The organism is Geothrix sp., assembly GCF_030219325.1.
GTDB lineage: Bacteria > Acidobacteriota > Holophagae > Holophagales > Holophagaceae > Geothrix.
The window spans coordinates 3,118,457-3,136,794 of the sequence record NZ_CP126625.1; the positions used below are offsets into that span (position 1 = coordinate 3,118,457).

The following is an 18,338-nucleotide window of genomic DNA, read 5'->3' on the forward strand; positions in this document are numbered from 1 at the left end:
ATCGTGACTAAACCTTCCCACCCCGGGTTCGTGAACTGCACACCAGGCCCGCCCTGGATCTTTCTTCTCCCACGGGAGCCACCATGATCGCCCTTCGCCGCTGGATCCCCCTGTTCCTGGTCGGGAGCGCCCTGCTGGCCCAGGCGCCCCCACCGCCGCCCCCACCGCCGGCTCCGCCCGAACCACCGGCGCCCATGATCGGCGTGGACATCCCCTCGGGCTCCCGTACCGAGCAGCGGACTGAGAAACTGGCCATGGGCTCCAAGCTCTGGGTGAAGAACCGCAATGGCGGCATCCGGGTCACCGGCTGGGACAAGGACGAGGTCGCCCTCACGGCCCAGATCCGGGACAGCGCCAAGCGGAAGGTGGACCTGGTGCTCCAGCGGAAGGGTTCCGACCTCGACATCGAAGCCGTCTTCCAGCAGCCCTCCTGGAGCTTCGGCGTCTACATCAGCCCCCGCTGCGAGATGACCCTCATGGTGCCCCGCAAGCTGCAGGGCCACTTCCGGACCACCAACGGCACGGTATCGGCCGAGAACCTGGATGGCTACGCCCGCTGCGAGGCCACCAACGGCAGCATCGTCGTCTCGCACATCCGGGGCGAGGTCCACGTGGACACCACCAACGGCCCCATCGAGGCCCGGGGCCTGGCCGCGCGCCTCAAGGGCAGCACCACCAACGGACGGATCATCCTCGAGGACGTGGACGGCGGCATCCGCCTGGAGACCACCAACGGCAGCATCCGCGCCCGCAACCTCGACGGCTGGGGCGAGGGCATCCACCTGGAATCCACCAACGGCAGCATCGAGGTGGAACTGGGCAAGGCCGCGGGGGACCTGCACGCCGAGAACAGCAACGGTTCACTGGAGGTCAAGGTCAGCGGCGCCCAGGTGATCGAACAGACCAAGCACAGCGCCCACGTGAAGGTGCCCGGCCGCACCCAGACGATCCGCCTCGAAACCACCAACGGCAGCATCCGGGTCAAGTAGGACTGTGAGGTAGTACTCTGGGAACCATGCGCCTGCTGGTTTCCGTCCTCATCTCGTTCCTCACCCTTCACGCCCAGACGCCCCGCCTGGCCGACGTGCAGGAGCGGCGGCTGGCCAATGGGGTCCGCCTGCTGCTGGTGGAACGGCGCGGTCTGGCCGCCTTCCACGCCACCCTGGTCTTCCGGGGGGGCTGGGCCGAGGAGCCCGCCCCGGCCGCCGGCGGCATGGATCTGCTGGCCCGGGCCCTCTACGGGACCACCTGGCCCGAGGACGTGGACCCCGCGAAGACCCAGCCCGGCCTGGAAGCCCTGCTCAAACAGGAGGAGGGTCTGCTGGAGGCCCTCCGCCTCGAACGCCTCCGCCAGCGCCAGCGCCAGGATCCAGCCAACGCGTCAGCCCTGCCCGCCCTGGAGAGCCACCTGGAGTCGGTCCAGGGCCGCCTGAGGGCGCTGTTCTCGCTTTCCCCCCTGGCCGACCTGTACACCGCGCGGGGTGGACGCCAGACGGCCGAGGCCACGGCCGATGCCCTCCAGGCCCACACGGAATTGCCCCAGGAGGCCTTCGAGTTCTGGTGCCGCACCGAGGCCCAGCGCCTCCGGTCGATCCAGCTCAGCCGGTTCTCGCAGGCCCGCACGGCCCTCGTCACCGAGCTCCGCGCCCAGGGAGCCCAGGGCGTGGCCCTGCTGCGCGGCGCGGCCCTGCCCGGCCATCCCTACGGCCGCGATCTGGCGGACCACCTGCCCTCGCTGGAGGCCCTCCGCTGGTCGGATCTGCGGGCCCTGGCCCGGCGCACCCTGCGGCCGGACCATCTGATGGTCATCATCATCGGCGGCCTGAGCCTGGACAGCGCCCTGCCCACCCTGGAACGCCACCTGGGCAGCCTGCCCGCGCCCCCCGAGGGCGAGGACGCGCTGCTGCCGGAGATTCCCGCCGATCTCGGGGACCGGCGCGTGCAGGCCACCCTGGGTGGGTCGCCCAGCCTGCTGTGCGGCTGGCGCCTCCCCGCCCGCCGGCATCCGGACCACCTGCCCTTGCGTCTGGCGGCACAGCTGCTTGGAGGCGGGCGCACCGCCCGCCTCGAAAGCCGCCTGGTGCGCCAGAAGGCCATGGCCCAGCAGGTGGACCTGCGCATGGATCTGCCCGGCGGCCGGCTTCCGGGTCTGCTGATGATCGGCTTGAAGCCCGCCGATGGCCACAGCCTGGCAGAAGTGGAGGGCGCCCTGCATAGCGAGATCCTCCGCCTCCACCAGGATCCGATCCCCCAGGACGAGTGGCTGCGGGCCATCGCCCAGTTGGAGGCGGACCATGTCCGGATGTTGGACGAACCGGCCGCCCTGGCACGCGCCCTCGGCCAGGCCTGGGCAGAAGGGGGAGACTGGCGGCTGCTGGAATCGGACGCCCAGCGCCTCCGCACCCTGACCCCGGAGTCCGTCCAGGCCGCCGTCCGCGATTGGCTGAAGCCGACCCACCGGACCACCGTGATGCTGGAACCCACGCCCGACGGCCCCCTGAATCCGCTCGAGACAGAGATGAGCCGGGTGCTCAACGCCCTGGCGGCCCACCGCATCCAGGACCCGGCCCAGCGGGAGCGGCTCGTGTCCGAAGGCCTCCGGCAGCTGCGGATGTTGAACCCCGAGGAGCGCCAGCGCACCCTGAAGCTGCTCGAAGCCCAGCTCACCCCGGAGAGACGATGAGGCGGGTCCTGCTGGCCAGCCTGGCGACTGCGCTCGCCCTCCAGGCCCAACCCAGCCCTCAGCGTTTCACCCTGCCCAACGGGCTACGGGTGATCCACCTGGAGGACCATGAGCATCCCGTGGTCCGGGTGCGGCTCCACCTCGGCCTCGAACCTGGCGACACACCCCCGGGCCGCCAGGGGCTGCCCCTGCTGGCGATGCGGATGTTCCTCCACTCCGATGCCGCCGATCTGAAGGCGGAGGCGTTCGACCGTCTGCTGGAGGACTCCGGCATCCAGCTCCGTTCCAGCACAGAGCCCGGGGCCCTAGAGTGGCGGCTGGCAGCCCGCAGCCGGGACCAGGACCGGGCCCTGAGTCTGCTGGCAGATCGGCTGCTCCGGACGGTCTTCGATCCCATGGTCCTGGAGACCCAGCGGCTGGCCTGCTGGCGCCAGGTGGAACAACTGGACGCGACCCCCTTCCAGCGGCTCGAGGCCGCCCTGCTCCAGGCCCCCGACGCGCGCCCCACCCCCATCAGCCTGGGCGCCATCACCCTGGAGGACCTCCTGGCCTTCCGGGCGAAGGTGTTCCGGCCGGACCGGGCCCTGCTCCTGATCCATGGCGATGTGGGCTTGGAGCAGGCCAAGCGGCTGGTGCTGCTGAGCCTGGGTTCATGGACCGCCGGGGACCCACCCCAGCCGCTGGAGCCCTCCGTCCCGGCGCCCCCAGGCAGGGCCCTGGGCCCGGTGGCCAACCCGCTGCGCATTCCCGCACCCGGAGCGGGGTTGCGGGTGCAGGCTGTCCTGCCCCGACCCGCGGGCCTCGCGGCAGAGCCGACCACCCTGATCGCCCTGCTGATCACGGGGGAGCCCACCCTCTTCCCCGTCTCGATCGTCTGCCGCCAGGACTGCCTGGTCGCCACCCTCGATGCCGGGCCGGAGGCCACCCCCGCACAGGCCTGGGCCCTGCTCCAGGGCCGCCTGGACGCCCTTCGCCTCCGGGGGTTCAGCGCCTCCGATCTGGAGAAGGCCCGGTCCGCCTGGGCGGCAGCCCGCAGCCTGGATTCCCTGGACGCGGAGGCCCAGCTGGACGCAGCCGCGGCCCAGGTCTTGGGCCGGGGTGCGACCCGCGACCGCATGAAGGCCCTGGAACTGGACCAGCTGAACGCCGCGCTCCGGACCTGGCTCGGGTCCGGCGAGACCCGCCGCGGCATCAGCGGAGTCCCGGCGGGACCGGGTGATCTCGCGACTGCCGGATCCCAGCGCAGGCTCCGCTAGGGAAGGGCGCTATACCTCCACGCCAAACCGCGAAGCCAGATCGAGGTACCGGGCTCTGATGCCATCCACGACGGGAGCAGGCAGGTGCGGCGCCGGCGGTTGCTTGTTCCAGCCCTCCAGGGTCTCCAGGTAGTCCCGCAGGAACTGCTTGTCCAGGCTCGGCGGATTCCCGCCGGGCGCCCAGCTGTCCGCCAGCCAGTAGCGGCTGCTGTCCGGCGTGAGGGCCTCGTCGATCAGGATCACCTCGTCCGTGTCGCTCAAGCCGAATTCGAACTTGGTGTCGGCCAGCAGAATGCCGCGCTGGCCGGCCAGCTCCGCGCCGCGGCGGTAGAGGGCTAGGCTCAGGTCCCGCAGCTTCTCCGCCAGGCCCCGGCCCACGATGTCGGCCATGCGCTCGAAGGAGATGTTCTCGTCATGGCCCTCCTCGGCCTTGGTGGCGGGCGTGAAGATGGGCTCGGGCAGCCGATCCGCGAGCCTCAGGCCCGCGGGAAGGGGCACGCCGCAGACCATCCCGTTGGCCTGGTACTCCTTCCAGCCGCTGCCCGCCAGGTAGCCGCGCACCACGCACTCGATGGGCAGGGGGCGCGTCTTCTCCACGACGACCGCCCGGCCGGCCAGGGACTCGCGGTAGGGGGCCACCGCCTCGGGCCAGGCCTGGTTGCCGCGGAAGTGGTTGGGCACCAGGTCCTCGGTGGCCGCCATCCAGTAGGAGGCCACCGCAGTGAGGATCCGCCCCTTGTCCGGGATGCCCTCGGGCATCACGCAGTCGAAGGCGCTGATGCGATCGGAGGCCACGATGAGCAGCTGCTTGCCCAGGTCGTAGACATCCCGCACCTTGCCCCGGCGGAAGACCGGAAACGGGAGATCGGTGCTGAGCAGGACGGACATGGGGCCCCCAAAATGGAAAAGGACCATCATCGCAGATCCGCCCGCAGCCTAGCCTAGTTCTGGAAGCCGCCTGGGCGTGGGCGCCGACCAGTTCAGCCCGCCGGGCAGCAGCGCGTACCGGTTCATCACGCCCACCCAGCGGGCCAGCTCGGACTCGCGCACGGAACCATCGGCGCTGGCCAGGGGCAGGCCGAGGAACTGGAGGTAGTCCTGCACCTCGGCGCCCGAGACGCCCAGGAGCGCCGGGAGCCCCTCCAGGTCATAGGTGCGGTCCCCCGCCGGCGCGGCCAGGAGCCGATAGTCGAAGGTCTCCCGGAGCACGGAGGCGGTGGCCCCGGGGTCCAGCTCCTGGGCGGCATCCAGGTGGGGGAAGGGGTTACCGCCCAGAAGGGCCAGCGCCTGGGCCATGCCGAGGTGCGCCAGCAGGTGGACGGGATGGACCTTCAGCACGGCCTCGAAGGCGGCCCTGGCCTCCTGGACCCGGCCCAGGCGCACGAGGGCCTCGCCATGGCGCAGCTTCGCCTCCACCCGCCCCGGTTCCGCCTTCAGCCAGCGCTCGGCCACCGCCGCCATCTCCTCGGCCATGCCCTGGGACCGGAAGAACCCCGTCAGATAGGCGAGGGCGGTGACGTCTCGGGGTGCCAGGAGGAGCAGGCGGTCCAGGATCTCCGCGGCCCTCAGGGCCTGTCCCTCCTGGTCCAAGCGGTGGGACCAGTCCCGCAGGATCTCCACCTGGCGGGGCACGGGGTGGTTCGGGGTGGACCGTGCCGATTCTGCAGGGTGCAACAGTTGGGTGCGGACCCACAGGTAGCGCAGGGCGTTGCGCCCGTCCGGGCCCCCCAGTTCCTCCTCGATGGCATGGATGATGGTCTTCAGGCCGTGCTCCCAGAGGGGCGGCAGGGGCATCTGGACGTGGGTGCGCAGTTCCCGCGTGAGGGGATCGAGAGGGTTCCCCGCCCGTCCCAGGTGCAGCCGCAGCCTGAGCAGCTCCAGTCCAGGTTCCGGTCCCGGCTGGAAGGCCACCCGCAGGGCGAGCTCCCCCGTGTCGGGGTCGAAGTCGTCCAGGATCAGGAAACGCAGGTGGGCCCGCATAAAACTGAGATTAGCAAGTTTCTAGATCCAAAGGAGGTTGACCGGCACAGGACCAGGGCTGATCATGCAGTATCCAGATGATCGGGGGTTACCATGCGCAGGGGGTTGTTGCTCGTGTCTTTGCTGGCCGTCCTGCCGGCTTCGGCCGGGGAGGTGGGCCTGCTGGTCGATAAGCAGGCCGGGAAGGCTCAGGTGGCCACTTTCGGCTCCAGCCAGAAGTACGACGCCGTGAGTCCCACGGGATTTGGCATCAGGGGCGGCTTTGACGTCCTGGACCTGAAGATCGCCGCCCTGCAGCTGAACGCCACCTGGCACAACAAGACCAAGGGTGATCTGACGTATGGCGGAACCAACTTCGGCGAGTTGGAGAACCAGTACTGGGCCGCGGGTGCCATGGTGAACTGGAAGCTCCTGGTCAACGTGGGCGCCGGCGTGGAGTACCGCTCGGAGAAGCTGACCTTTCGGCCCCTCACGGGCGCCAGCACCGACAGCACCCTCGGTCGTCCCTGGGCCCGGGTCAACGTGGGCTTCAGCATTCCCACCCCTGTCGTGAGCCCGTTCTTCCTCCTCGAAGTGGCCGCGCCTCTCTCCAAGAAGGACTCCACCAGCACGGCCAAGGACCTCACTGACGCCATGGCGCCCCAGGTGCAGGTCGGCATCTATGGCGGCATCCGGTTCTAAAGCTGGCCGATCCAATTGAAAGGGGCGCCCCAAGGCGCCCCTTTTCCGTATCATAAGGGCACTTTCACCGAGGGACGATGGAACTCCGGATCCTGGGCTGCAGTGGCGGGGAGGCTGATGGCGAGCGCCTGACGGGGCTGCTCGTGAACGGCTGCGTGGCCATCGACGCCGGCTCCATCACCGCGGCCCTGACCGTGGAGGAGCAGGTCGGGATCCAGCACGTGTTCCTCAGCCACTCGCACCTGGACCACATCTGCACCCTGCCCTTCTTCACCAAGAACATCTTCGGCCGCACCCACGAGGCCGTGGAGATCCACGCCCTGCCCGAGACCCTGGACGTGCTGAGGCGCCACCTCTTCAACGACGAGCTCTGGCCCGACTTCAGCGTGATTCCGAGCCCGAACGATCCCACCATCCGCTACCTGGAGCTCGAGCCGGAGCACACCTACGACGTCTGCGGCCTGCACATCACGCCGATCCGCGTGAACCACCTGGTGCCCTGCGTGGGGTACAAGGTCGATGACGGGAAGGATGCCTTCCTCTTCACCAGCGACACCGCGGAGACCGATCGCATCTGGGAGTTCGCCAACGCCACGCCGAACCTGCGGCTCGTCATCACGGAAGCCAGCTTCCCCAATGAACAGGCCCGCCTGGCGGAAGCCTCCAAGCACCTCACGCCCTCGAAGCTGGGCGCCGAGCTGAAGAAGCTGCATCGCGACGTGCCGGTGAGGATCTATCACCTGACTCCCGGGGACAAGGCGACCATGCTGCCGCAGCTCCAGGCCCTCGGGGACCCCAGGGTGAGCCTGCTCGGCCAGGACGAGCGCATCACCTGGTAGGGATCAGCCCTCGGGAAACGCCGAATGCAGGGCCGCCAGGGCCTCCGCGTAGGCGCCTGGCAGGGTATCCGCCAGGACGGGCAGGTCATCCAGATGACCCTGCCGCGCCTGCGCCTCGATGCAGGAGGCCAGCTCCGCGAACCGCACCAGGCCCAGGTTGCTCAGGGCCCCCTTCAGCTGGTGCGCTTCCATCATGGTCTGCTGGGCATCCCGGGCGCACAGCGCGCTCTGCAGCAGGGCCAGCCGCGCCGGCACATCCTCCTGGAAGAGCGTGATCAGCTCGTGAACCAGCGCCGGTGACGCCCCCAGATCAAGGAGATCGCGCAAGGGCTGGAGATCGAGGACCGGCAGGTCGTTCAACGCGCGCTCCGGATGGGTAAGCGGCTTCGAGGATGGTTCCCGCCCACAGGCGGGCCGGAGGGCGCGATGAGTCCGGATCAGAATCCGTGGCCGGCGGGATGTCCTGCGGCCTGGAGCCGGATCAGGCTGGCGTTGAGCTTGGCCTGGGCCGCAGCCAGGTCGTGTTCGGTCTGGGCATCCTTGAGGAGCTTGAGGGCCCGCTGCCGGGAGGCCTCGGCCCGCTCCAGGTCGAGCATGTCCATGGTCTCGCTCTCCCGGGCCAGGATGGTCACGTGGTCCGGTCCGATCTCCGCGAAACCACCGAACACCGTGATCCAGTGCTTCTGGCCCTCCTGGATGTAGTAGAGCAGGCCGTCGCCCACCTCGGTCATGACGGGCGTGTGGCCCGGCAGGATGCCGTAGTAGCCGCGGGAGGCCGTGGGGAACTGCACCTCGGCCACCTCGGCGGAAAAGACCGGCCGCTCCGGGGTGACGACTTCCAGCTTGATGGTTTGGGACATGACAATCTCTCTGGAATACTCGGAATCCGCTTCGCGGATTCCGAGCCGGGGAACTGCAAACCTAGACTGCCGCCAGCTTCTCAGCCTTCTCGACGGCTTCCTCGATGGTGCCGACGAGGTAGAAGGCCTGCTCGGGCAGGTGATCCCACTTGCCGTCGCAGATCTCGCTGAAGCCCTTGATGCTGTCCTCGAGCTTCACGTACTTGCCGGACATGCCCGTGAACTGCTCGGCCACGAAGAAGGGCTGGCTGAGGAAGCGCTGGATCTTGCGGGCGCGGGCCACGATGAGCTTGTCGTCGTCGGACAGTTCGTCCATGCCCAGGATGGCGATGATGTCCTGCAGCTCTTTGTACTTCTGGAGGATCGCCTTCACGCGCATGGCGGTGTTGTAGTGGTGCTCGCCGAGGATGCGGGGATCCAGCAGGCGGCTGGTGGAGGCCAGGGGATCCACGGCGGGGTAGATGCCGAGGGCCGCGATCTCACGGGAGAGGTTGGTGGTGGCGTCCAGGTGGGCGAAGGTGGTGGCGGGCGCGGGATCCGTGTAGTCGTCCGCCGGCACGTAGACGGCCTGCACGGAGGTGATGGAGCCCTTCTTCGTGGAGGTGATGCGCTCCTGCAGCTCGCCCATTTCCGTAGCCAGCGTGGGCTGGTAGCCCACGGCGGAGGGCATGCGGCCCAGCAGCGCGGACACTTCGGCGCCGGCCTGGGTGAAGCGGAAGATGTTGTCCACGAAGAGCAGCACGTCCTTGCCTTCCACGTCGCGGAAGTACTCGGCGACGGTGAGGCCGGTGAGCGCCACGCGGGCACGGGCTCCGGGGGGCTCGGTCATCTGGCCATAAATGAGCGCCACCTTGCTCTTGGAGAGGTCGTTTTTGTCGATGACGCCGCTGTCCATCATCTCGTGCCAGAGGTCGTTGCCCTCGCGGGTGCGCTCGCCCACGCCAGCGAACACGGAATAGCCGCCGTGGCCCTTGGCGATGTTGTTGATGAGTTCCATGATCAGCACGGTCTTGCCCACGCCGGCGCCGCCGAAGAGGCCCGTCTTGCCGCCCTTCGCGTAGGGTTCCAGCAGGTCGATGACCTTGATGCCCGTCTCGAACATCTCGGAGGAGGTGTTCAGGTCCTCGTACTTGGGGGCCTCGCGGTGGATGGGGAGGGTCATCTTGTGGCCGATGGGGCCGCGCTCGTCCACGGGATCGCCCACCACGTTGATGATGCGGCCCAGGGTCTCGGGGCCCACGGGCACGTTGATGGCCTTGCCGGTGTCAGTCACGATCTGGCCGCGCACCATGCCCTCGGTGGGCTGCATGGACACGCAGCGCACGCGGTTCTCGCCGAGGTGCTGCTGCACCTCCAGCGTCACCAGCGCGCCGCCGATGTCGGTGTGCAGCGCGTTCATGATCGAGGGGAGGTGGCTGTCGAACTCGACGTCCACGGCGGGACCGACGACGGCGATCACGCGGCCTTGAAGGGTGTTGGACATGGGGACCTCGGAAAAGAAGTAACCGCGAATGACGCTAATGGGCGCGAAGAAGAACTTAAAAGCAATGCCGGTGGTTCATTGGGCCGTTCCATTCGCGAACATTCGCGAAATTCGCGGTTTCAAGCATTTGCGCCGCTGACGATCTCGATGATCTGGTTGGTGATGCTGGCCTGGCGGATCTTGTTCATGGTGAGCGTCAGCTTGGCAATCATCTCGCCCGCGTTGTTGCTCGCCTTGTCCATGGCCGCCATGCGGGCGCCGTGCTCGGAGGCGCTGCTCTCTAGGAGGTTGCGCAGCAGCTCCGTCTCCACGAACCGGGGCAGCAGGGTCTCCAGCACCGCGTTGGGATCGGGCTCGAGCAGGTGGGAGACCTCGACGGCGTCCCGCCCTTCGGCGCGGCGATCCAGTTCCATCGGGAAGACCCGGAACACCGTGGGCGTCTGGGCCACGGCGCTGTTGAAGTAGTTGTAGATCACGTAGAGGGCGTCGATCTCGCCGGCGTGGTACTGCTCCGAGGCGCTCTTCGAGATCTCCGTCACGACCTGCTGGAGGCCCGTCAGGGGCACGTTGAGGTACTCCCCGGCCGGAGCCAGCTTGCGCTTCTTCGCCCACTCGGCGGCCCGCTTGCCGACCACGTCCACATGGACGATCTCGGCCTGGCACTCGGAGACGAAGACCGTGGCGGCCTTGAGCACGTTGGCGTTGAAGCCGCCGCAGAGCCCCTTGTCCGAGGCCACGAGGACCACGCGGATGCGCTTCTCCTCGCGGGGGGACAGGAAGGCCTGGGCGGCGGGTCCCGGCTGGATCTCGGAATCACCCTTGATGCGGCCCACGACCCGGCGGACGACTTCCATCATCTTGGTGGCGTAGGGGCGCAGGGCCACCAGGCGTTCCTGAGACTTCCGCAGCTTGACCGCGGAGATCATCTTCATGGCCTTGGTGACCTGCTGGGTGTTCTTCACCGACCGGATGCGGCGGCGAATGTCCTGGAGACCGGCCATCGGACTAGGCTCCCGTGGTCTGGTTCAGGGAGGCCGTGAAGGTCTCCTTGAAGGAGATGACCTGGGTCTTGAGCTGGGCCTTGGCGTCGTCGCTCAGCACCTTGGTGTCGCGGATGCCGCGCAGCACCTCGGGGGCGTTCACGTCGAGGTAGGCCATGAACTCGGCCTCGAAGCGGCGGACCTGGGCGACCGGCAGGTCATCCACGTAGCCGTTGGTGGCGGCCCAGATGATGACCACCTGCTTCTCCACGGCCATGGGCGAGTACTGTCCCTGCTTCAGGATCTCCACCAGGCGCTGGCCGCGGTTCAGCTGGGCCAGGGTGGCCTTGTCCAGGTCGGAGCCGAACTGGGCGAAGGCCGCCAGCTCGCGGTACTGGGCCAGGTCGAGCTTGATGGTGCCGGCCACGGACTTCATGGCCTTCACCTGGGCGGAACCGCCCACGCGGCTCACGGAGATGCCCACGTTCACGGCCGGGCGGACGCCCGCGTTGAAGAGGTCGCTCTCCAGGAAGATCTGGCCGTCGGTGATGGAGATGACGTTGGTGGGGATGTAGGCGGACACGTCACCGGCCTGGGTCTCGATGACGGGCAGGGCCGTCAGCGAACCCGCGCCCCGCTCATCGCTGAGCTTGCAGGCGCGTTCCAGCAGGCGGGAGTGGAGGTAGAACACGTCGCCAGGGTAGGCCTCACGTCCGGGAGGACGACGCACCAGCAGGGAGATTTCGCGGTAGGCCGCGGCCTGCTTGGAGAGATCGTCGTAGATGCAGAGGACGTGGCCGCCCGGGTTGTCCTTGCCGGCGGGCTGGCCGTCTTTGCCGTGCCACATGAAGTACTCGCCGAGGGCGGCACCGGTCATGGGGGCCAGGAACAGCAGCGGGGCGGCTTCGGAGGCGGAGGCGGCCACCACGATGGTGTGCTTCATGGCGTCGTACTCTTCGAGCGTCTTCACCACCTGGGCGATGGTGGAGCGCTTCTGGCCGATGGCGACGTAGATGCAGATCACGCCGGTCTCGCGCTGGTTGATGATCGTGTCGACGGCCACCGCGGTCTTGCCGGTCTGGCGGTCGCCGATGATCAGCTCGCGCTGGCCACGGCCGATGGGGATCAGGCTGTCGATGGCCTTGAGGCCCGTCTGCATGGGCTCGTGCACGCTCTTGCGATCCACGATGCCGGGGGCGATCTGCTCGATGGGGTTGGTCTTGGCGGCCTGGATGGGGCCCTTGCCGTCGATGGGGTTGCCCAGGGCGTCCACCACGCGGCCCACGAAGGCGGGACCCACGGGCACGGACATGATCTTGCCGGTGCGCTTGACGGTGTCGCCTTCCTTGATGGCGGCGGCGTCGCCCAGCAGGATGATGCCGACGTTGTCCTCTTCCAGGTTGAAGGCCAGGCCCATGACACCGTGGGGCAGTTCCAGCAGTTCGCCGGACATGGCCTTCTCCAGGCCGTAGGCGCGGGCGATGCCGTCACCGACGCTGATGACGGTGCCGACTTCGGCCACGTCGACCTGGGCATCGAAGCCCTCGATCTGGCTGCGGATGATGCGGGAGATCTCTTCCGCGCGGATGTCCATGAAGTCCTCCAAACCTGCGAGTTGAAAGCGAATGAATTAGGCGGTGAGAAGCTGCGTCTTGAGCTGGCGGAGCTGGCCCTGGAGCGAGGCATCCAGGACCGTGGAGCCCACCTGGACCTTCACGCCGCCCAGGAGGGTGGCGTCCTGGTGCCAGCTGAGGCGGATGGTCTTGCCGGTGCGGGTGCCGAGGGAGGCGATGAGGGCCTTGGCCTGGGCGTCCGAGAGGGGCTGGGCGCTGGTCACCTTGGCCTCCACGATGCCGGCCCGCTCATCCACCTGGTCGGCGAAGGTGCGGCGGATGTCGGGCAGCAGGTTCAGACGGCCCGCTTCGGCCACCACCTTGAAGAAGTGCCGCATGGACTCGCTCACCTTGGCGGCCGCGAGGATGGTCTCGAAGACCTGGGCCTTCTTGGTGGGCAGCACCAGGGGCGAGGCCACCAGGCGGGAGAGGTCGGCATTGGCGGCCACGGTGGCGGCCACGGTTTCCAGTTCCTGCTGAAGCTGGGGCACGTTCCCCTGCTTGTCGGCGATCTGGAGGAGGGCCTTGGCGTAGCGCCGGGCGGTCAGGCGGCTGCTCACTGGGCGCCTCCGATCTGCTGAATGGCACGGTCCACGGCCTTGGCGGCCTCGGGCCCCTGCAGCTTGGCTTCCAGGCGCTTGGCGGCGCCTTCCACCGCCAGTTCGGCGACCAGGGCCCGCAGTTCCTGCTCGGCCTGGCGCTTCTGGTAGCCGATCTCGGCCTGGGCCTGGGCGAGGATCACGGCGGCTTCGGCCTTGGCGGCCTCCAGCACGCGCTGCTTCTCGGCTTCGGCATCGGTCTCGGCCTTGGCCAGGATGCCCGCCAGCTCACCTTCGAGCCCGGCCATCTTGGCTTCCATGTCCTTCATCTGGGCTTCGCCCTCGGCCTTGTCACGCTCCGCCTGGGCGAGCATGGTCTCCAGCTCTTCCTTGCGGGACTTGAACATGGCGGACAGGGCACCCTTCAGGATGAAGAAGAGACCCGCGCCGTAGATGGCGAAGTTCAGCAGCTGGACGAGGAAGGCACCGCCGTTGCCGTACTCCTTGCCGAAGAGCTTCATGGCCGGGCCGTGGTGGGCGCCGCCATGGGCTTCGGTGCCGTGGGCTTCACCGGGAGCGGCGTGGGCCTCGCCCGCTTGGGCCTCGTGGCCTGCGGGTTGGGCCTCATGGCCGGCCGCGGGGGCTTCGTGCTTCTCGGCAGCCGGGGCCGGATGGGCATCATGGGCCTGCGCCACCAGCGCCACAGGGCTGAGGGACAGCAGGACTGCCAGGGAGAGTCGGGTCAGCTTGTGCATGCTCAGGCCTGCTTCAGAAGGGTCTGGGCCATGGACTCGGCCAGGGCGTCCACCTGGGCCAGGAGGTTCTGCCTGGCCGTGGCCTGCTGGGCCTTGAGGGACTCCACCGCCGCCTGCCGCTCGGCCTGGGCCTTGGTACGGGCCTCGTCCAGGAGGCGCTGCTTCTCCTTGCCGGCCGCGTCTGACAGCGCCTTGCGCCGCTCGAACGCCTTGGCCCGGAGTTCCTTCAGGCGGGACTGGTAGTCCTTCTGGCGAGCCTCCAGAGCGGCGGCAGCCTGGGCCTTGGCGTCGCCGCCGGCATTCAGATCCCGGTCGCGGTCCTCCATCACCTTCGTGATGGGCTGGAAGAACACCACGCGGAGGTAGAAGTAGAGCACCACGAGCAGGACGATCACGAAGAGCAGGGCCGGCAGGTCCGGGCGCATGGGATCCGGCATCTGGGCCAGGATGCGCGCGACCGGGCCACCCCCTTGCGGTGATCGGAGCGTCAGATTCGCCAGTTCCAGCAGCGCCACAGGCCACCCTCCAGAAACATCCCAAGGCCACGGCCGACAGTTCAGCCAGGGTCACACCGACACCAGCTGATGGTCCGCGGGAACCTCTGGCACGGGAGTCCTAAAACCCTACCAGATTGGTCTCATTCCCTCAATCCGGAGCTTTGTCCTTGACCCTTCCGGGCCCCTGTGGGAGGATTTCGGTTCGGCGATTCGGGCGATTAGCTCAGTCGGTAGAGCAGCTGCCTTACACGCAGCATGTCGGCGGTTCGAGCCCGTCATCGCCCACCAGACACCTGGTGAAAAGCAGTAAACGCAAGGGGTTGTAGCTCAGTCGGTTAGAGTGCCAGCCTGTCACGCTGGAAGTCGCGGGTTCGAGCCCCGTCAGCCCCGCCAACAAAAAGGCCCCCACCCGGGGGCCTTTTTGTTGGCGGAATAAAAGCAGGGCTCGAACCCGCGAGTGGGCTCGCCGAGGCGCCACTAAATGTGGCGCCGAACGAGACCGGGGGATGCAAGCCCGAAGGGCGCAGCAGACCCGTTCGAGCCCTCGATGGTATGGGTCGGCACGAGTGGCGGGGAACGGCGGGGCTGCAGGGGCTCGAACCCGCCCCGGCGACGCATGCGTCGCCGGGATCTATGGTCGAGTGGGCTGGTCACACCGTCGTGGAGGCCCTCCGGTGGAGGGCCGGAACAGGTGTGGCCAGACCGGGGGATGCAAGCCCGAAGGGCGCGGCAGACCCGTTCGAGCCCTCGATGGTATGGGTCGACACGAGTGGCGGAGAACGGCGGGGCTGCCGGGGCGCGAACCCGTCCCAGCCACGCAATGCTTGGCCGGGATCCAGCGTCGAGTGGGCTCGCCGAGGCGCCACTCTCCATCTGACGCGCCCTCCCCCGGAGGGCGCTCCCGCTCGCTAGCTCGCGGAGCCGGAGCCTCTGTGGCGCCGAACGAGACCGGGGATGCAAGCCCGAAGGGCGACGGAGCCGCGCTGACTCGGGCTCCGCCCTCGCCCTCCGGGCGGCCATGACCTGCAGTCATGCCGTCCTATTCTCCTTTCGCTTCGCTGCAGTCGAATGGTCGAGCCCCCCGGCCCCTTGGCGCGTGGAGACGGGGCTGCCGGGGCTGAACATCGTCAACAGGTCGGCCGCTCTCTCCTTCGGAGACCCGGGCGGAGCATCCTCCATCCAGCCCGGCCCCAGAAGGGGCCTGAAAAATTATGCAACCCATGGGTTGCGCGATTCCAAAGACGCCCCAACCTGTAACCCGGAGGTTGCCCATGAGCACACTGACCACCGACCGCATTGAGAAGCAGATCCTGCTCCGCGCCCCGCAGTCCCGGGTCTGGCGGGCGCTCACCGACGCCGGGGAATTCGGCACCTGGTTCCGCGTGAAGCTCGATGGCCCCTTCGTCCCCGGCCAGTGGAACCGAGGGAAGATCACCTGGCCCGGCTACGAGCACATCACCATGGAAGTCCTGGTGGAACGCATGGAGGCGGAGACCCTGTTCTCCTTCCGCTGGCACCCCTACGCCATCGATCCGAAGGTGGACTATTCGGGCGAGCCCAGCACCCTCGTCGAATTCCGCCTGGAACCCTCCGGTGGGGACACCCTGCTCCGGGTGGTCGAATCCGGCTTCGACCTGCTGCCCGCGGGCCGTCGCGAGGAGGCCTTCCGCATGAACGATGGCGGCTGGGCCCAGCAGCTGGTCAACATCGAACGCCATGTCGCGGGCTGAGGCCCTCTCGCCTGCCCGGGTGAAGGACGCCGCACCCCTCTTCGCGGCCCTGGGAGACGCGACGCGGCTGGGCCTCCTGGTCACCCTCTGCTCCAGCGGCCCCCTCTCGGTCACCCGTCTCGGCAGCCGGTTCGCCGTGTCCCGGCAGGCCCTCACCAAGCACCTGGATGTGCTGGCTGCCTCTGGTCTGGTCCGGAGCAGCCGGCAGGGCCGGGAGCGCATCTGGGAACTCGAGCCCAGGCGCCTGGGCGACGCCCATGCCTACCTGGAGCGCCTGTCCCGGCAGTGGGACGACGCGCTGGGTCGGCTCAAGGCCTTCGTCGAGCGCGGCTAGGGTCTGTTTTGAAAACAGACCCTAGTCCCGCAGCCCCCACATCTTCACGATCTTCCCCGCCTTCACCTGGTAGATCACCAGGGCTTCCAGGGGGTCACTCTTCCCCGCCCGCCCCTTGATGACCTCCTTCTGGATCACGAAGGTGCCGGAGAGCATCTGGGCCTTGGCCGAGGCGTGCAGGTCCGGGTTCGCCCTGAACCGCTCGGCATAGAGTTCCCGCAATCGGGCTTTTCCCGTGGGCGCGGAGGTGCCGGGGATCTCGGAGACTTCGACGTCGTCCGCGAAGAGGGCCAGGAAACCCTCCAGGTCGTGGGCGTTGAACAGCTCGATCTGCCGCTCCACCGTGCCCGCCGGGCTGAGGTTCTTGGGGGTGGGCGCAGCCAGCAGCAGCGCGGGCATCAGCAGGCAGGACAGCGGTCGGATCATGGACACTCCGTTGGAACGAGAGCCTCACTCTAGCCGCCCCATGGAAATCCGTCCGTGCCCTTTCGACCTATGCCCGATAGACTGAAAGGCTTGGAACTCATATGAAACTGCCCCTCGTCGCCCTCTGCGGACGCCCCAATGTGGGCAAGTCCACCCTCTTCAACCGGCTCACCCGCAGCCGGGCGGCCCTGGTCCACGACCTGCCGGGCATGACCCGGGACCGCAGCTACGGCCGCGTCACCTGCCTGAGTGAGGAGGGCGAGGCCGAGGAGGTCTTCGAGCTGGTGGACACGGGCGGCCTCGACTTCGAGGGCGACGACGTCATCACCCAGGGCATCACCCGCATGGCCCAGGCCGCCCTCGAGGAGGCCCACGTGGCCATCCTGCTGGTGGACGGCCACGACGGCCTCACCGCCGGCGACGAGGAGATCGCCACTCGCCTCCGCCGCCAGGGCAAACCCCTGCTGCTGGTCATCAACAAGCTCGACGGCATGAAGGGTGGCGCGCCGGACGGCGGCTTCTACGGCCTGGGTTTCGACCAGGTCCTGGCCATCTCGGCGGCCCACGGGGCCGGCGTGCCCGAGCTGATCGAGGCGATCCGCTCCCGCCTCCCCTTCCACCGCACTCCCGAAGAGGCCGAGATCCACTCCCTGTCGGACGAGCTGCGCTTCGCCCTCATCGGCCGGCCCAATGTGGGCAAGTCCTCGCTGACGAACCGCCTGCTGGGCTACGAGCGCAGTCTGGTGAGCGAGGTCGCCGGTACCACCCGGGACACGGTGGACACGGTCTTCACCGTGAAGGACAAGGTCTACCGGATGATCGACACGGCCGGCATCCGCAAGAAGGGCAAGACCCACGAGGGCGCCGAGAAGCTCAGCATCCTGAAGGCCAAGCAGGCCATGGCCCGGGCCGATGTGAGCCTCCTGCTGCTGGATGCCGTCGAAGGCGCCACCCACCAGGACGCCGTCATCGCCGGCTACGCCCAGGAAGCCGGCGCCGCCGTCATCCTCGTGGTGAACAAGTGGGATCTCGTCGAGAAGGACACGCACACCATCTACGGCGCCGAGGAGGACCTGCGCCGCAGCCTGGGCTTCCTGCACCACGCGCCCATGATCTTCCTGTCGGCCCTGACCGGACAGCGGGTCTCCAAGCTGTTCGGCATGATCGACGAGCTGGCCGCGGCTCACGGGCACCGGATCCCCACCAGCGAGCTGAACCGTTTCCTGCGCGAATCGGTCTCCGCCATGAGCCCTCACGCCATCGATGGCAAGCTGCCCAAGCTCTACTTCATGACGCAAGTGGGCGTGCGCCCCCCGAGCTTCGTCATCAAGACCAACACCGACCGTGGCCTGCACTTCAGCTACGTGCGCTATCTGGAGAACCGCCTGCGGGAGCAGTTCGGGCTGGCGGGCGTGCCCCTGCGGCTCAGCATCCAGAAGAAGCAGAAGGGCGAGGACGAGCCGGTGGAGACCGCCGTGGTGCGCCGCATCCTGGACCCCGGCGAAGGCCTCAAACCCTCCCGTAGCAACGAAGCGCTCCAGGCCCAGAAGGCCGACAAGATCAAGCCCCGCCCCCGGCCCAAGAAGAAGGAGGGCCCGAAGCCCGCCGCCAAGCAGGCGCCGCGGAAGGGTCCCGGCGCCCCGCCCAAGCGGGTCCGGCAGAAATCCACCAAGCGGTCCTAG

Annotated in this window: 19 protein-coding genes and 2 tRNA genes; 10 read left to right on the top strand and 11 right to left on the bottom strand. The window is 68.3% G+C overall.

The window, feature by feature from the left end:
• Window positions 1–83 precede the first annotated feature (83 nt).
• From QOZ81_RS13885 to QOZ81_RS13895, 3 genes are read left to right on the top strand one after another with little or no spacing between them, the layout of a single operon-like run.
• Window positions 84–989 carry a DUF4097 family beta strand repeat-containing protein gene (locus QOZ81_RS13885; protein WP_291205124.1) on the top strand — a complete coding sequence of 302 codons (906 nt, stop codon included), beginning with the start codon at window positions 84–86 and terminating at the stop codon, window positions 987–989.
• Between the two features lie 26 nt (window positions 990–1,015).
• Window positions 1,016–2,683: a M16 family metallopeptidase gene (locus QOZ81_RS13890; protein WP_291205121.1), complete on the top strand. Its 1,668-nt coding sequence runs from the start codon at window positions 1,016–1,018 to the stop codon at window positions 2,681–2,683.
• Window positions 2,680–3,939 carry a M16 family metallopeptidase gene (locus tag QOZ81_RS13895; protein WP_291205119.1) on the top strand — a complete coding sequence of 420 codons (1,260 nt, stop codon included), beginning with the start codon at window positions 2,680–2,682 and terminating at the stop codon, window positions 3,937–3,939. Before QOZ81_RS13890 ends, QOZ81_RS13895 begins: the two co-directional genes overlap by 4 nt.
• Window positions 3,940–3,948: 9 nt before the next feature.
• On the opposite strand, the gene QOZ81_RS13900 is transcribed toward QOZ81_RS13895, so the two are convergent.
• Window positions 3,949–4,827 (bottom strand): phosphoribosylaminoimidazolesuccinocarboxamide synthase, encoded by an 879-nt coding sequence (locus QOZ81_RS13900; RefSeq protein ID WP_291205116.1) that lies wholly within the window; start codon window positions 4,825–4,827, stop codon window positions 3,949–3,951.
• A gap of 48 nt (window positions 4,828–4,875) precedes the next feature.
• A complete protein-coding gene (locus QOZ81_RS13905; protein ID WP_291205113.1) occupies window positions 4,876–5,919 on the bottom strand; it encodes a tetratricopeptide repeat protein in 1,044 nt (347 codons plus the stop codon).
• A 114-nt stretch (window positions 5,920–6,033) separates the two neighbouring features.
• Here QOZ81_RS13905 and QOZ81_RS13910 point away from each other — a divergent pair, with 114 nt between their 5' ends.
• Both QOZ81_RS13910 and QOZ81_RS13915 read left to right on the top strand, forming a co-directional pair.
• Window positions 6,034–6,600 (top strand): hypothetical protein, encoded by a 567-nt coding sequence (locus QOZ81_RS13910; RefSeq protein ID WP_300714866.1) that lies wholly within the window; start codon window positions 6,034–6,036, stop codon window positions 6,598–6,600.
• Window positions 6,601–6,677: 77 nt separating this feature from the next.
• A complete protein-coding gene (locus QOZ81_RS13915) occupies window positions 6,678–7,439 on the top strand; it encodes an MBL fold metallo-hydrolase (protein ID WP_291205107.1) in 762 nt (253 codons plus the stop codon).
• Between the two features lie 3 nt (window positions 7,440–7,442).
• Here the strand turns inward: QOZ81_RS13915 and QOZ81_RS13920 are convergent, their stop codons facing one another.
• From QOZ81_RS13920 to QOZ81_RS13955, 8 genes are all read right to left on the bottom strand, one after another.
• On the bottom strand, window positions 7,443–7,799 hold the full coding sequence (locus QOZ81_RS13920) for an Hpt domain-containing protein (protein ID WP_291205105.1): 357 nt from the start codon (window positions 7,797–7,799) through the stop codon (window positions 7,443–7,445).
• A gap of 77 nt (window positions 7,800–7,876) precedes the next feature.
• Window positions 7,877–8,299: an ATP synthase F1 subunit epsilon gene (gene atpC / locus QOZ81_RS13925; RefSeq protein WP_291205102.1), complete on the bottom strand. Its 423-nt coding sequence runs from the start codon at window positions 8,297–8,299 to the stop codon at window positions 7,877–7,879.
• Between the two features lie 61 nt (window positions 8,300–8,360).
• Window positions 8,361–9,782 carry a F0F1 ATP synthase subunit beta gene (atpD, locus tag QOZ81_RS13930; protein ID WP_291205099.1) on the bottom strand — a complete coding sequence of 474 codons (1,422 nt, stop codon included), beginning with the start codon at window positions 9,780–9,782 and terminating at the stop codon, window positions 8,361–8,363.
• Window positions 9,783–9,901: 119 nt separating this feature from the next.
• Window positions 9,902–10,783 carry an ATP synthase F1 subunit gamma gene (gene atpG / locus QOZ81_RS13935; RefSeq protein WP_291205096.1) on the bottom strand — a complete coding sequence of 294 codons (882 nt, stop codon included), beginning with the start codon at window positions 10,781–10,783 and terminating at the stop codon, window positions 9,902–9,904.
• Window positions 10,784–10,787: 4 nt separating this feature from the next.
• Window positions 10,788–12,356 carry a F0F1 ATP synthase subunit alpha gene (gene atpA, locus QOZ81_RS13940; RefSeq protein WP_291205093.1) on the bottom strand — a complete coding sequence of 523 codons (1,569 nt, stop codon included), beginning with the start codon at window positions 12,354–12,356 and terminating at the stop codon, window positions 10,788–10,790.
• 36 nt (window positions 12,357–12,392) lie between these two features.
• Window positions 12,393–12,935, bottom strand: coding sequence for an ATP synthase F1 subunit delta (atpH, locus tag QOZ81_RS13945; RefSeq protein WP_291205089.1), 543 nt, complete (start codon window positions 12,933–12,935; stop codon window positions 12,393–12,395).
• Window positions 12,932–13,669: an ATP synthase F0 subunit B gene (locus QOZ81_RS13950; RefSeq protein ID WP_291205084.1), complete on the bottom strand. Its 738-nt coding sequence runs from the start codon at window positions 13,667–13,669 to the stop codon at window positions 12,932–12,934. The genes atpH and QOZ81_RS13950 overlap by 4 nt, the downstream gene beginning before the upstream one ends.
• Before the next feature lie 2 nt (window positions 13,670–13,671).
• Window positions 13,672–14,184, bottom strand: coding sequence for an ATP synthase F0 subunit B (locus tag QOZ81_RS13955; RefSeq protein ID WP_291205081.1), 513 nt, complete (start codon window positions 14,182–14,184; stop codon window positions 13,672–13,674).
• Between the two features lie 194 nt (window positions 14,185–14,378).
• Here QOZ81_RS13955 and QOZ81_RS13960 point away from each other — a divergent pair.
• The 4 genes from QOZ81_RS13960 to QOZ81_RS13975 all read left to right on the top strand — a co-directional run bounded on the left by QOZ81_RS13960 (window position 14,379) and on the right by QOZ81_RS13975 (window position 16,230).
• Window positions 14,379–14,454 (top strand) — tRNA-Val (locus QOZ81_RS13960).
• A gap of 28 nt (window positions 14,455–14,482) precedes the next feature.
• Window positions 14,483–14,559 (top strand) — tRNA-Asp (locus QOZ81_RS13965).
• Window positions 14,560–15,437: 878 nt separating this feature from the next.
• The gene (locus QOZ81_RS13970; protein ID WP_291205078.1) at window positions 15,438–15,896 is read left to right on the top strand and encodes an SRPBCC family protein; all 459 of its coding nucleotides are present in this window, start codon (window positions 15,438–15,440) and stop codon (window positions 15,894–15,896) included.
• A complete protein-coding gene (locus QOZ81_RS13975) occupies window positions 15,883–16,230 on the top strand; it encodes an ArsR/SmtB family transcription factor (protein WP_291205075.1) in 348 nt (115 codons plus the stop codon). Before QOZ81_RS13970 ends, QOZ81_RS13975 begins: the two co-directional genes overlap by 14 nt.
• 21 nt (window positions 16,231–16,251) lie before the next feature.
• On the opposite strand, the gene QOZ81_RS13980 is transcribed toward QOZ81_RS13975, so the two are convergent.
• Window positions 16,252–16,656: a nuclear transport factor 2 family protein gene (locus tag QOZ81_RS13980; RefSeq protein ID WP_291205072.1), complete on the bottom strand. Its 405-nt coding sequence runs from the start codon at window positions 16,654–16,656 to the stop codon at window positions 16,252–16,254.
• A 101-nt stretch (window positions 16,657–16,757) separates the two neighbouring features.
• On the opposite strand from QOZ81_RS13980, the gene der reads away from it, so the two are divergent.
• Entirely contained in the window at window positions 16,758–18,338 is a 1,581-nt protein-coding gene (der, locus tag QOZ81_RS13985; RefSeq protein WP_291205069.1) for a ribosome biogenesis GTPase Der, read from the top strand.

Coding starts and splice junctions, on each gene's coding strand:
- atpA (WP_291205093.1), bottom strand. CDS start 12,356: ATGGACATCCGCGCGGAAGAGATCTCCCGCATCATCCGCAGCCAGATC.
- QOZ81_RS13890 (WP_291205121.1), top strand. CDS start 1,016: ATGCGCCTGCTGGTTTCCGTCCTCATCTCGTTCCTCACCCTTCACGCC.
- atpD (WP_291205099.1), bottom strand. CDS start 9,782: ATGTCCAACACCCTTCAAGGCCGCGTGATCGCCGTCGTCGGTCCCGCC.
- QOZ81_RS13895 (WP_291205119.1), top strand. CDS start 2,680: ATGAGGCGGGTCCTGCTGGCCAGCCTGGCGACTGCGCTCGCCCTCCAG.
- QOZ81_RS13970 (WP_291205078.1), top strand. CDS start 15,438: ATGAGCACACTGACCACCGACCGCATTGAGAAGCAGATCCTGCTCCGC.
- QOZ81_RS13915 (WP_291205107.1), top strand. CDS start 6,678: ATGGAACTCCGGATCCTGGGCTGCAGTGGCGGGGAGGCTGATGGCGAG.
- atpC (WP_291205102.1), bottom strand. CDS start 8,299: ATGTCCCAAACCATCAAGCTGGAAGTCGTCACCCCGGAGCGGCCGGTC.
- QOZ81_RS13975 (WP_291205075.1), top strand. CDS start 15,883: ATGTCGCGGGCTGAGGCCCTCTCGCCTGCCCGGGTGAAGGACGCCGCA.
- atpG (WP_291205096.1), bottom strand. CDS start 10,783: ATGGCCGGTCTCCAGGACATTCGCCGCCGCATCCGGTCGGTGAAGAAC.
- QOZ81_RS13980 (WP_291205072.1), bottom strand. CDS start 16,656: ATGATCCGACCGCTGTCCTGCCTGCTGATGCCCGCGCTGCTGCTGGCT.
- QOZ81_RS13905 (WP_291205113.1), bottom strand. CDS start 5,919: ATGCGGGCCCACCTGCGTTTCCTGATCCTGGACGACTTCGACCCCGAC.
- QOZ81_RS13885 (WP_291205124.1), top strand. CDS start 84: ATGATCGCCCTTCGCCGCTGGATCCCCCTGTTCCTGGTCGGGAGCGCC.
- QOZ81_RS13900 (WP_291205116.1), bottom strand. CDS start 4,827: ATGTCCGTCCTGCTCAGCACCGATCTCCCGTTTCCGGTCTTCCGCCGG.
- der (WP_291205069.1), top strand. CDS start 16,758: ATGAAACTGCCCCTCGTCGCCCTCTGCGGACGCCCCAATGTGGGCAAG.
- QOZ81_RS13950 (WP_291205084.1), bottom strand. CDS start 13,669: ATGCACAAGCTGACCCGACTCTCCCTGGCAGTCCTGCTGTCCCTCAGC.